General features: G+C 71.4%; 11 protein-coding genes. 5 read left to right on the top strand and 6 right to left on the bottom strand.

Features of this window, described 5'->3' with window-relative positions:
* Positions 1 to 19: 19 nt before the first annotated feature.
* The 4 genes from HUO13_RS18225 to HUO13_RS18210 all read right to left on the bottom strand — a co-directional run bounded on the left by HUO13_RS18225 (position 20) and on the right by HUO13_RS18210 (position 5,397).
* A complete protein-coding gene (locus HUO13_RS18225; protein ID WP_211902501.1) occupies positions 20 to 1,270 on the bottom strand; it encodes a cytochrome P450 in 1,251 nt (416 codons plus the stop codon).
* 101 nt (positions 1,271 to 1,371) lie between these two features.
* Positions 1,372 to 2,679, bottom strand: a complete 1,308-nt coding sequence (locus HUO13_RS18220) for a cytochrome P450 (protein ID WP_211902500.1) — start codon at positions 2,677 to 2,679, stop codon at positions 1,372 to 1,374.
* Positions 2,680 to 3,089: 410 nt separating this feature from the next.
* Positions 3,090 to 4,322 carry a cytochrome P450 gene (locus tag HUO13_RS18215; protein WP_211902499.1) on the bottom strand — a complete coding sequence of 411 codons (1,233 nt, stop codon included), beginning with the start codon at positions 4,320 to 4,322 and terminating at the stop codon, positions 3,090 to 3,092.
* Positions 4,323 to 4,806: 484 nt separating this feature from the next.
* Positions 4,807 to 5,397 (bottom strand): helix-turn-helix domain-containing protein, encoded by a 591-nt coding sequence (locus HUO13_RS18210; RefSeq protein ID WP_211902498.1) that lies wholly within the window; start codon positions 5,395 to 5,397, stop codon positions 4,807 to 4,809.
* A gap of 93 nt (positions 5,398 to 5,490) precedes the next feature.
* Here HUO13_RS18210 and HUO13_RS18205 point away from each other — a divergent pair, with 93 nt between their 5' ends.
* From HUO13_RS18205 to HUO13_RS18195, 3 genes are all read left to right on the top strand, one after another.
* A complete protein-coding gene (locus tag HUO13_RS18205) occupies positions 5,491 to 6,684 on the top strand; it encodes a benzoate/H(+) symporter BenE family transporter (RefSeq protein WP_249125008.1) in 1,194 nt (397 codons plus the stop codon).
* 105 nt (positions 6,685 to 6,789) lie between these two features.
* Entirely contained in the window at positions 6,790 to 7,746 is a 957-nt protein-coding gene (locus HUO13_RS18200; protein ID WP_211902496.1) for a hypothetical protein, read from the top strand.
* Positions 7,747 to 7,925: 179 nt separating this feature from the next.
* On the top strand, positions 7,926 to 8,594 hold the full coding sequence (locus HUO13_RS18195; RefSeq protein ID WP_211902495.1) for a hypothetical protein: 669 nt from the start codon (positions 7,926 to 7,928) through the stop codon (positions 8,592 to 8,594).
* Positions 8,595 to 8,616: 22 nt separating this feature from the next.
* Here HUO13_RS18195 and HUO13_RS18190 read toward each other — a convergent pair whose 3' ends face one another.
* On the bottom strand, positions 8,617 to 9,234 hold the full coding sequence (locus HUO13_RS18190) for a TetR/AcrR family transcriptional regulator (RefSeq protein ID WP_211902494.1): 618 nt from the start codon (positions 9,232 to 9,234) through the stop codon (positions 8,617 to 8,619).
* Between the two features lie 195 nt (positions 9,235 to 9,429).
* Between HUO13_RS18190 and HUO13_RS18185 the strand changes: the two genes are divergently transcribed.
* The gene (locus HUO13_RS18185; RefSeq protein ID WP_282976800.1) at positions 9,430 to 10,899 is read left to right on the top strand and encodes an APC family permease; all 1,470 of its coding nucleotides are present in this window, start codon (positions 9,430 to 9,432) and stop codon (positions 10,897 to 10,899) included.
* Positions 10,896 to 12,206 (top strand): flavin monoamine oxidase family protein, encoded by a 1,311-nt coding sequence (locus HUO13_RS18180; protein WP_211902492.1) that lies wholly within the window; start codon positions 10,896 to 10,898, stop codon positions 12,204 to 12,206. Before HUO13_RS18185 ends, HUO13_RS18180 begins: the two co-directional genes overlap by 4 nt.
* On the opposite strand, the gene HUO13_RS18175 is transcribed toward HUO13_RS18180, so the two are convergent.
* Positions 12,136 to 12,429 (bottom strand): DUF1062 domain-containing protein, encoded by a 294-nt coding sequence (locus HUO13_RS18175; protein ID WP_249125007.1) that lies wholly within the window; start codon positions 12,427 to 12,429, stop codon positions 12,136 to 12,138. The genes HUO13_RS18180 and HUO13_RS18175 overlap by 71 nt on opposite strands.
* Positions 12,430 to 12,433 lie beyond the last annotated feature (4 nt).

The raw sequence follows: 12,433 nt of genomic DNA, 5'->3' as shown, positions 1-12,433 counted from the left end.
GAACCCACCGCTCCGGTCGTCACGCCGCGCGGAGGAACACGGGAAGCTCCGCGAACCCCCGCAACACGAGGTTGTTGATGCGCGGGGCGTCGTCGGTCGCGAGCTCGACGCGCAGCCCGGCCAGCGCGGTGAGCGCGACCTGCGTCGTCAGGCGCGCCAGCGGCGCCCCGACGCAGAAGTGCGCACCGATACCGAAGCCGAGGTTGCGTTCTGGCTTGCGGGACACGTCCAGGCGGTCCGGGTCCGGGAACGCGCGCGGGTCGCGGTTGGCCGCGCCGACCAGCAGCATCGCGCCTTCGCCCGCGCTGATCGCCTGGTCGCCGATCTCGGTGTCCTGCAACGCGGTCCGCATGCCCGCCGTCTGCACCGGCGAGTCGTAGCGCAGCAGCTCCTCGACGACTCCGGCCACCTGGTCCGTGTGCGAGCGGAACCAGTCGAACTGATCGGGGTTTCGCAGCAGCGCGTTGACGCCGTTGCCGATCAGATGGGCGGTGGAGAGGTATCCCGCGCTCAGCAGCAGCCTGCACGTGCTGACCAGTTCGGTCATGCTCAGGTTGCGGCCGTCCTCCTCCACCGCGACCAGCGCGCTGACCAGGTCGTCCGCCGGTTCGGCACGCCTGCTCGCGGCCAGCTCGGCGAAGTAGCCGTCGAACTCGGTGCGGGCCTGGTCGCGGCGCTGCATCTCCTCGGGGCTGAGCATGAAGTCCGGGTCGAGACCGCGGCCCAGGGCGCCGGACCACTCCTCGAAGAGCGGCTTGTCCTGCGGCGGCATGCCGAGCAGCTCGCTGATCAGGTTGGACGGCAGGGCGAACGCCAGCTCGGCCATCAGGTCGACCGGTTCGTCCGCGGGCTTGGACATCGCCGCCGCCAGCAGCTCGCCGACCAGCCGTTCGGCCGTCGGTCGCAGCCGCTCGACCATCCGCGCCGAGAACGCCTTGGTCACCAGCGACCGGATCCGGGTGTGGTCCGGCGGGTCCATGAACACGAAGGGCCGCACCACGTTGCCGTCGGCGTCGCGGGTGATCTGGGAGGCGACCAGCCGCCCGTCGCCGTGGCCGAACTTCGGGTCGCGCAGCACCGCCGAGCATTCCCGGAAACCGGTGACGACCCACATTCCCGGCTGCGTGCACAACGCCGGAGCGGTTTCGCGCACCAACCGGAAGAACGGATACGGGTCGGCCTGGAATGCCGGATCCAGCGGGTCGAAAGGCAGCAGATTCGCCGCGAAGTCGAATTCGCCGGAGGGCGTGTCGATATCGCCAACGGACATGGGCAACACCAATCGTCTCGATATCAATTCGTGCGGGCGCCGCAGCGCCGCGAAGGCGGTGCTGGAAAGGCGGCGGGCCGCGGGGTGGGGTCGGCGCGGCGCTAGGACGACGCGGTGAGCGCGACCGGAACGCGCAGCGCCACCGTGTGCTTGCTGTTGCGCGCCCACGGAACGGGCCCGGTGAGCTCGATGCGCTCGACCCGGTCGAGCAGTTCCTCCAGCAGCACGCGCAGCTCCATCCGGGCCAGGAGGGGGCCGAGGCAGGTGTGCGCGCCGTGCCCGAAGGCCACGTGCGGGTTCGGCGAGCGCCGGATGTCGAAGCGGAACGGGTCGGCGAACACCCGCGCATCGCGGTTGGCCGAGGCCCACCAGAGCGTCACCTTGTCGCCCTCGCGGATCAGCACGTCGCGGAAGCGGATGTCCTCTGTGGCCGTGCGGCGGTTGTAGGGCGTCGGGCTCGACCAGCGCAGGGCCTCCTCCACCGCGCCGCCGAGCAGCGACCGGTCGGCGCGCAGCGCCTCCCACTGCTCGGGGTGCTCGACCAGGGCGAGCAGGCCGATCGCGACGGCGTTGCGGGTGGGCTCGGTGCCCGCCAGCGAGACCAGGTTGAAGAAGACCTCGCGCTCGTAGTCGGCCAGCGGCGCCTGGCCGTGGCCCTCGGGGATCTCGCCGGTGGCGATCAGCGACATGAAGTCGCCGGCGGGCTCGGCCCGCTTGGCCCGCACCAGTTCGCAGCCGTACTTGTACATGTCCAGCAGCGCCGCTTGGCTGCGGCCGGTCGCCTCGCCCTCGTCGCGGTCCTCGTAGCCCATGGCGATCTCGGCCCAGTCCACCAGCCGGCCCCAGTCCTGCCGGGGGACGCCCAGCAGCGCGGCGATGACCTCGACCGAGTACCGGCCGGCGACCTCGGCCTGCAGGTCGCACGTCCCGCGCTCCAGCACCGCCGACACCAGCGCCGAGGCGCGTTCCCGCACCACCGGCTCCAGGGCGGCCACCGCGGGCGGGCACACCGCGGGCGAGACGACGTCCTTGATCAGCTGGTGCCGCGGGTCGTCCATCATGTTGAGCATCCCGCCGGCGTAGGTGCCTGCCGGGAGGTCGTCGAGGTGGGTGCCGCCGCCTTCCCGGCCGCCCCCGCCCTGGGAGGAGAAAACCGGGTTCCCGGCGGCTTCGACGATGTCCTCGTACCGGCTCAGCACCCAGAAGCTCTCACCGTCGCGGGTCCGGCCCGGTGGGTGCAGCAGGACCGGCTCGTCGGCGCGCAGCCTGTTGAAAACCTCGTGCGGGAACCCACCGGAAAATCGGTCCTGATCTGTCAGGTCGAAACCACCGAGGACCGCCGGGAGCTGATCGGAAACGGATTCCGACGCATTGCGCGACGTCGGTAATTCAGGCTGATCGACCGTCACTTGCTACCCCCAGGAACTTCCCTGCCATGCGGTGTGTCACAGCCTGCCGCAGCGCCGGCGATTCCGTCAAGTGCCTTCAAACGAATCCGATCAACCGCCATCAGGATGAGGAATTCGCCGGACGGCCACGTCCAGGACCACGACAACAAAACATTTCGCGTCCCGCAAGAATGCGCGGAAGTGGCGCACGCTGGGACTACGTCGGCACAATTGCGCGTATCCACAGGTGGTCCATCCAAAATGGACACGCTCAGGCATACGTCCGGAATGCGCAACTTCCGGCCACGAAACGGACACGGCCGACGCGATTTCGACGTGGCCCCACGCGTGACAACGATCCGGTGGGCGCCGGGTTCCGGCGCACCGCCGAGGTGCCGGGGCAGGCCGCGGCACCTCGGCGGCGAGCCACGTCAGGCCGACCGCAGCGGGAGCTCGGCGAGCCCGCGCAGGACCAGGCTCCCGGTGCGCGCGGGCCGCGGACCGTCGAGCACCAGCTCGTGCTCGACGAGCAGGCCCAGCGCGGCCTGCGCGGTGAGCCGCGCCAGCGGAGCACCGAGGCAGAAGTGGATGCCGACGCCGAAACCGAGGTTGCGCCCGGGTTTGCGCGACACGTCGAGCCGGTCGGGATCGTCGAACACCGCCGGGTCGCGGTTGGCCGCGGCCAGCAGCAACAGCACCGGAGAACCCGCGGCGACGGCGTTGCCGTCGACCTCGGTGTCGCGCAGGGCGACCCGCGAGACGAGCTGGATCGGCCCGTCGAAGCGCAGCACCTCCTCGACGGCGTCGCCGACCCGGCCGGGGTTGGCGCGCAGCCACGCGAGCTGGTCCGGGTTCTCCAGCAGCGCGAGCATCCCGTTGCCGATGAGGTGGACCGTGGTGGCGTAGCCGGCGCTGAGCAGCAGCGTGCAGGTCACGACCAGCTCGGTCGCGGTGAGCCGGTCGCCCTCCTGCTCGACGGCGACCAGCGCGCTCACCAGGTCGTCGCCCGGTTCCGCCCGCCTGCGGGCCGCCAGCTCGGCGAAGTACTCGTGGAAGTGCGCCCGCGCCTCCTCGCGCCGCGCCAACTGGTCGGGCGACTGCATGAAGTCCGGGTCCAGCCCGCGGCCCATCGCCTCCGCCCAGGCGCGGAAGCGCTCCTGGTACTCCGGGTCGACGCCGAGCAGCTCGCACAGCAGCCGCCCGGTCAGCGGATACGCGACCTGCTGGATGACGTCGGCGCCACCGCCGTCGGCCAGCGCCGCGGCCAGCAGCTCGCGGGCCAGCTCCTGAGCGCGCGGCCGCAGCCGCTCGACGATCCGCGCCGAGAACGCACTGCTCACCAGCGAGCGGATGCGCGTGTGCTCCGGCGGATCGGCGAAGGTCAGCGGCCGCACCGTGTTGCCGTCGTCGTCGGTGGTGAAGTGCCCGGCGGCGAGTTCGGCCTCACCCCAGCCGAAAGCCTGGTCGCGCAGCACGGCGGAGACCTGCCGGTGCCCCGAGACCAGCCACAGGCCACCCGGGGTGGCGGTGACGGGACCGGATTCCCGGACCTCGCGGTAGGCGCGGTGCGGGTCGGCGCGGAACTCCGGGTCGAATGGGTCGAACAGCAGCAGCTGCCGGACCACGTTGGAGTCGACGGGTGGTGCACCCTCGGTCGTCGACATGTCTGGAGCACCTTTCGTGAGTCCCCGCGGATGCCGTGCCGGGAAGGAACTCCGGGCGCCCACCAATGGCGGATCGTCGGCGGGGAGAGGAACGGTTCGGGAGCCGTGCGTCCGCGAACCGCTTGACGGAGCACTGTTCCCCAGATGCATTGCGACGCGACAACCGGCGCGGTGGACCTAGCAGGATGACTCTTCGCCATCCATCCCCCGATCGGGTGTCGGGCGGAGGCTAACACGGCCCCCTCCGGCCGTCAACGCACTCCGCACTCGCCGACCGGCGGCGAATGTCGTTGCATGCCAAGGAATTCCCACGCTGATCAACCGGAGAGCCACCTCGTCGGAGTCGACCTGGATGGCCTGCAGCCGACAAGCCCGCGTCCGCCCCCGGCGGCGAAAGCCGGCCCGAATGCGGCGGCGCGCCCGAGGTCCAATGTGGTCCCCCGGGTCCGCGACAGGCACCGCACCGAACCCGCGAGCGCAGTGCTCAGGGAGCCGCCGATCCCGGCCGCGCATCGCCCACCGGGTCGACGTAGCGCATGACCAGCGTGGCGACCACGTCGGTGTCCGGTGCCTCGTAGACGTGGTCGACCCCGCCGTCGAACCGGAGGTAGTCGCCCGGTCCCAGTGTCACCGGGTCCCGCTCGGGGCCCGCGACCAGCGTTCCGGAGTGGACCAGGAGCTGCTCGACGACCCGGGGCTGGTGCCCGGACGAGACGTACCGGCTGCCGGCCCGCACGTGCACCCGGTAGACCTCCTGCCGGCAGCCGCCGATCACGGTGCGGTCCATCAGCTGCACGTCGACGGTGCGCCCGGAAAGGCCGGCGCCGCCCTTGCGCACGAGCACCTGCCGACCGCCGTCGGCAGCCTCGGCCTCGACGAGCAGTTCGCCCAGCGGCACTTCGAGCACCTGCGCGAGCGCGTAGAGCGTCTCCAGGGTCGGGTTGCGCTGTCCGGCCTCCAGCTCCGACAACGTGCCCTTGCCGATGGCGGCGCGGCGGGCGACCTCCGACAGCGACAGGCCCCGCGCCGACCGGACCGCGCGCAGGTTCGCACCCACCACCTTGACCAGTTCCAACCGGCCTCCTAGCATCCGATCGTTCCACAAACAGAACGATCCGCGAACGGAAGTCCCGTGCAGCTGCACCGACGCGCCTCCCGCGTCCTCCCAGTGTCCTCCCTCGTCGCGGGAGCCCTCACCACGCTGGTCGGGGTCACCAGCTCGGCCGCCATCGTGTTCCAGGCCGCCGGGGCGCTCGGCGCGGGCCCTGCCGAGATCAGCTCGTGGGTGCTGGCACTGGGCGTGGGCATCGGCATCACCTCGATCACGCTGTCCCTCCGCCACCGCGCACCGGTGGTCACCGCCTGGTCCACGCCGGGCGCCGCCCTGCTGGCCACGAGCGCACAAGGTACCTCGATGGCCGAGGCGGTCGGCGCGTTCCTGGTGGCGGCCGCCCTGACGGTGCTGGTCGGGGTCACGGGCTGGTTCGAGAAGGCGGTCGACCTCATCCCGGCCTCGATCGCGTCCGCCCTGCTCGGCGGCGTGCTGCTGCGCTTCGGCCTCGACGTCTTCACCACCATGCGCACGCAGTTCTGGCTGGTGCTGGCGATGCTCGGCGGCTACCTGGTGTGCAAGGCGCTGATCCCGCGGTACGCGGTCCTGGTCGCTCTCGTCGCAGGGGTCGCGTTCGCGGGCGCGCAGGGCACCCTCCACTTCGAAGAGGTCCGGCTCGCCGCGGCGGTTCCGGTGCTCACCTGGCCCGAATGGTCCGCACACGCCGTGTTCAGCATCGCGATCCCGCTGTTCGTGATCACCATGACCTCGCAGAACCTGCCGGGCGTGGTCACGTTGCGCGCGCACGGCTACTCGACGCCGGTCTCGCCGGTGCTGTCCTGGACCGGTGTGGTCAACCTCGTCCTGGCGCCGCTGGGCTGCTTCGGCATCAACCTCTCCGCCATCACGGCCGCGCTGTGCATGGGACCCGACGCGCACCGCGACCCCGCACAGCGCTACCGGGCCAGCGTCGTCTCCGGTTTCTTCTACCTGCTGCTGGGAGTCTTCGGCGCCACGCTCGCCAGCTTGCTCGGCGCGTTCCCGGTCGCGCTGGTGGCCGCTCTCGCCGGCATCGGACTGCTCGACACCATCGGCGGCTCGCTGGCCGGCGCGACCGCCGACCCCGGCAGCCGCACCGCCGCGCTGATCGCGTTCCTGGTGACCGCATCGGGGCTCGCGCCGCTCGGGATCGCGTCGGTGTTCTGGGGCCTGGTCGCCGGACTCGCCGCCCACGCGATCAGCCGCATGTCCAGGATCCGCGAACGCAACACCGACGGAGACGTCCAGCCCGTCCACAGTGGCGAATCCTGAACTGCTTGCCGGGCCGATCGAGATTCCTACACTACCCCCCTATAGTATCCGGGTCGTGGTCCCGCGCCCGCGACGGCCGCATGCCGTCCGCGACTGGAGGGGTCGATGAACACCGCAGCGAGGCTTTCCGCCTACGGCGCGGCGCTCGCGCTCGTGTTCGGCGGAGCATGGGTGACCGGGGCCGCCCTCGGCCCGTCCCCGAGCAACGCGGCGGAGGAGCCCCACGGCCGCACGGCAGTGGAGGGTCTTGCCGGCCACTTCGGTCCGGACCACCCCGATGACGGCCACAGCCATGGCGGGGAGGAACGCGGCCACGGCGCGGAACCGGTCCCGGCCGGGCTGTCCTCGACCAACGGCGGCTACACCCTCTCCCCCACCACGACGACGCTCCCGCGCGGCGCTGTCAGCGAGTTCTCCTTCCGCATCACGGCCCCGAGCGGGAAGGCGGTGACGGGGTTCAAGGTCGAGCACGACAAGCGCATGCACCTCGTCGTCGTGCGCCGGGACACCGCGGGCTACGAGCACCTGCACCCGGAGATGTCCCCCGACGGCACGTGGCGGGTGCCGATGCGCATCGACACGGCGGGGACCTACCGCGTGTTCGCCGACTTCGTCCCAGCAGGCGGCACCGCGCAGACGCTCGGCGTCGACCTGTCGGTACCCGGCGAGTTCAGTCCCGCCGCCCACCGGCCGAGCCGGATCGCGGAGGTCGACGAGTACCAGGTGCGCCTGGAAGGCGACCTGGTCGCCGGAAAGTCCGCACCGCTGACCGTGGAGGTCACCCGGGACGGTCGCCCGGTCACCGACCTGCAGCCCTACCTCGCCGCCTACGGACACCTCGTCGCGTTGCGCGCAGCGGACCTGGCGTACCTGCACGTGCACCCCGAAGGCGAGCCCGGCGACGGCACCACACCCGCCGGGCCGCGAATCACCTTCAACGCCGAGGTGCCCTCGGCCGGCACCTACCGCCTGTTCCTGGACTTCCAGCACGGCGGGAAGGTCCGGACCGCGGAGTTCACCGCGGACGCCCTGCCCGAGACCGCCGGGACGACCGGGAGCTGACTGCGCCGTCGACGTCGACGTCTCGGAATCGTTGGTCCGCAACGACTCGGCTCGGGAGCTGCGCGATCGGAGGAAACCCGCGCGGCGAACGCCCAGAACTGCGACTCCGCGCGCACTCGCGCGGCAAGCTGCCCGAAGCCCAGGGCGCACGCCCGTTCTCCGCACTTCAAGGAGCCGAATTGAGAACCCCCTCCGGACCCGGCCGACGCTCGGTCGTCGCCGTCGTCTCGCTGCTGTTCGCCTTCACCGCCGGGACGGCACAGGCCCTTCCCGCCGACCGGGCGCAGCCGCAGGCACTTCTGTTCGCCACCAGCAACACCGCGGTCATCACCGATCCCGGGGACCCCAGGCTGGACACGCCGCTGACCGAGTTCGCCCGCGCAGTCCGCGGCGTAATCCGGGACAACGGCGCCCGCGACGGCCGTTCGGAGCTGCTGGACGGCGTGTTCTGGTCCGGAGAGCTCCAGCGGGCCACCTACGAGCGGTCGCGCTCGTTCGACGTGCGCGAGACCGACCCGATCGAGCTGCACCACATCGCCGACCTGGTGCGCAAGGAGTTCGGCCAGGAGTCGGTGCTGACCTTCGAGCACCTGGCGCGCGACTCCGCGCGGACCGACGCGTTCCTCGTCGAGGTCCCCGGCGTGGACGTCACCGACCTGCACGACGGGTTGGTGGCCGACCCGCTGGCAAGGGAACGTCTCGGGGGCGGGTCGGTCGCCATGGACGGCGAGCTGGTGCTCGTCGCCGAGCTGTCCGACCTCGAGCTCGCCCGCGAGTTCGTCGTGCGGCTCGGAGGCCGGTGGGACGGCGCCAACCTGCGGTACGGCGACCGGGAGTTCGTCGGCTGAGCCCGGGCCCGGCCGCCGGCCATCAACCGCCGGCGGCTGCCGTCCCGTCGTCGTCGATCCCCAGCGCGAGCCGCATCGCCGCGAGGTGAAGACCTCGGTAGCCGTCCCGGTCCATCACGCCGGCCCGGGACGCCGTGGCCATGTCGCAGCCGTCGACCAGCGCCGACAGCAGGTCGACGGTGTGCCCCAACGGCAGCCTGGGACGGAAGACGCCCTGCCGCGTCCCTTCCTGGACCAGATCGCTCAGGATCTCCCGCCACATCCGGAAGACGCGCTGCACACCGCCGCGCAACTCCGGATGCCGAGCCGCGGCGGCGCAGAACTCCGTCCACGTCGCACTCCGGCGTTGCAGTTCCGGGTCGTCGGCGAGCGTCTCGACGAGCAGCACGAGCCGGTCCAGCGGATCCTGCTGTCCGGCGACGACGCCGCGCCAGCGGGCGATCAGGTCGTCGACCGACCACTCGAACGCCGCGGCGAGCAGTTGCGACCGCGACCCGAAGTAGTGCTGGATCAGCCCGATCGACACCCCGGCCGCCGACGCCACGTCGCGCAGCCGGACACCGTCGAACCCGTGGGTGGCCAGCGTGCCCGCCGTCACCCGCAGGACGTGCTCCCGCTGGCCCTGATCGCCTTCAGCCATTGCCCACCGCACCTCCGCCGCTGGTCAGCACCTCTTGCAAGGTCCAATAATAACGTATTATTGCCGCTACCGCGCACTCGGGCCCTCTCCCGCCGAGCTCCTGACGCCAACCGCCGGGTTCTCGCAGCGCACCCCGCCCCCGACGCCTCGCGGCGCACGCGCACGCGCACGCGCACGCGCACCGAATGGACAGCCATGCCGGACTCGCCGTCGACCCCTCCCCCGCGACCCGCCCTCCGACGCACGCTCACCTGGCGCGACGGCTTCGCCATCGCCATGACGCTCCCGACCGGCCTGCTGGTCACCGGCGGCTACGCGATCGGCACGATCGGCGCGTGGACGGCGATCTGCATCTGGGTGGCGGCGACCCTGATCGGGTTGCTGCAGAACATGCTCTTCGCCGAGATCCCCTCGATGTTCCCCGGCAGCTCCGGCGGCATCACCCGGTACGCGGCCGAGGGGTGGAAGCGCTACTTCGCCCCGCTGAGCGCCGTCGCGGCGTTCGGGTACTTGATCGGCTGGTCGTTCAGCATCGCGGTGAACGCCGCCGCGATCGGCGAGCTCGTGCACTCGCAGTGGTTCCCGCAGGTCACCGGCGGATTTCGGCTGCTGTCGCACGAGATCGGGCTCCCGGAGCTGATCGCTCTGCTGGCGATCGCGGGAGGCTGGGCGCTGAACTACTTCGGCGTCAAGATCGCGGCGAACCTGAACAAGTGCATGAGCGTGGTCGTCATCGCCGGCCTGGCCGCCCTGGTGGTCAGCTCGCCGGCGAGCGGCGGCTGGGACCTCGGCCACCTGACCTGGTACCAGGGCGGGAACTGGCTGACGCTGGTCGTCTGGTTCTACGTCACCGCGTGGACCACCTACGGCACGGAGATCTGCGCGTCGTTCGCGCCCGAGTACCGGGACCCCGCTCGCGACACCGCCCGCGCGCTGCAACGGGCGACGCTGTTCATGGTCGTGGTCTTCTTCGCCGTCCCGCTGGCGATGTCGGGCGCGATCGGCGAGCAGCGCATCTCCGGCGACCCGCTCTCCGCCTTCGCCATGGCGTTCCAGCAGTCGCTGGGCACCTCCTCGTGGATCGGCGTGTCGATCCTGGTGGTCGCGTTGTTCCTGGGCATGGTCTCGACGACCGCCGACGGCGGACGGGCGCTCTACGGGCTCGCCGAGGACGGCATGACGCTCCGGCAGCTGCACTGGCTGAACCGCTGGGGCGTGCCCGGCCGGTCGCTGACGCTGGACGCGGTGATCAACGCCGTGATCCTGCTCCTGCTCGGCGAACCGCTGAGCATCCTGCTGGCCAGCAACCTCGGCTACCTGGTGGCGATGACGCTGGCCGTCGGCTCCTTCCTGCTGCTGCGCAAGGACAGGCCGCACTGGCCGCGGCCGATCAGGCGCGGCCGGATCTGGGTTCCCGTTGCCGCGGTGCTTTTCGTGCTCGTGGCCGGCATGACCCACCCGTCGCTGGCGGGCTACGGCGGATTCCGGGAGACCGCGGCAGGGGTCGGCATCCTGCTCGTCTCGGTGGTGCTGTTCGCCTACCGGCGGCTGGTGCAGGACCGCCAGCCACTCCAATGGCGGATCGAGACTCCGGCCCTGCCGCCCGACAATTCCGGACTCGCGGCACAAACCGCCCCGGCCGACGGGAAACCAACGCAGAAATGAGGATCGACGTGGACGACTCCTACGACGTCATTGTTGTCGGCGCCGGCTTCGCAGGGCTGACCGCCGCCCGCGAGCTGTCGCTACGCGGCCGCTCGGTCGTCGTGCTCGAAGCGCGCGACCGCATCGGCGGGCGCACGTGGACCGACGTCCGGTTCGGCAGGCCGCTGGAGATGGGCGGCACCTGGGTGCACTGGCTCCAGCCGCACACGTGGAGCGAGATCACCCGCTACGGGCTGGATGTCGAGCCGAGCCCGGGGTCCGAGGAGGTCTACTGGATCGCGGGCGGGCAGGTGCACCAGGGCACTCCCGGGGAGTTCGACGCGCTCATCGAGCACGGCATGGACCGCCTCGCCGAGGACAGCCGGAAGTTCTTCGAGATGCCCTACGAGCCGCTGCGGCACCCGGGCCTGGACTCGATCGACCACGAGTCCGTCGTGGACTACTTCGGGGGGCTCGACCTCGGCCCCGCCGAACGGGAGGTGACCACCGGCGTGTGGGCGGAGCACTTCAACGCCCCGGCCGAGGTCTCCGGGCTGGCGCAGGCGATGCGCTGGTGCGCCGCGGCGTCGGGCGACTGGCGGCTGCTGCACGAGGCGACCTCCGGTTACCGGCTCAGCACCGGCACCGCCTCCCTGGCCTCTGCCATGGCCGAGCACGGCACCGCCGAGTTCCGCCTCGGTACGGTCGTCACCGCGATCGGCCAGGAGGACGGGCGGGCGACAGCCACCACCGCGGACGGAAAGCACTACACCGCACGACGAATCGTGTGCACGCTCCCGCTCAACGTGCTCGGTTCCATCGACTTCCAGCCGGGCCTGCCGGCGGCGAAGCTGGCGGCGAGCGCGGAGCGCACCGCTTCGCAGGGGTTGAAAACCTGGATCCGGGTGCGCGGGCACGTCGCCCCGTTCACCGCCTACGCACCGGACGACCACGCGCTCACCTTCGTCCGGCCGGAGTACACGGTGGATGGCGACACCGTCCTGGTCGCGTTCGGTACCCGGGCCTCGGATCTCGATCCTACCGACGCGGACGGAGTCGCACGGGCCTTGCGCTGCTGGCGCGACGATCTGGAGGTCGTCGACGTCACGGGCCACAACTGGATGCAGGACGCCTTCTCCCGCGAGACCTGGCCGATGCAGCGCCCGGGACAGCTCACCAGGTATCTGGCGGCACTGCGGGAACCGCACGGCGGCGTCCACTTCGCCGGTTCCGACATCGCGGGCGGCTGGGCGGGTTTCATCGACGGCGCGATCGAGTCGGGCCTGCACGCCGCGCGGCACGTCGAGACCGCGCTGCGCGCCGGCTAGGGCCGGTCCGGCGGATCTTGCCGGACAGGCCATTGCGGCGCCGCACGACCGGATCCTGGAGCAGCTCAGCTGTCAGGCCAGGGTCATCGTCATGCAGCCGGTCCAGCAGCTCGGGTCGAACGGAGCGCACATTCATCCGCTCCAGGACCGTGAGCTTGGCGGTCTCCCCGCAAGCGGTGCAGAGCGCGAGGAGCCAGGCGCCGATGAGCTTGTACCGCAGCAAGGAG

The sequence above is a fragment of the Saccharopolyspora erythraea genome (assembly GCF_018141105.1).
GTDB classification, from domain to species: domain Bacteria; phylum Actinomycetota; class Actinomycetes; order Mycobacteriales; family Pseudonocardiaceae; genus Saccharopolyspora_D; species Saccharopolyspora_D erythraea_A.
This window is presented reverse-complemented; position numbering and strand designations above follow the sequence as displayed.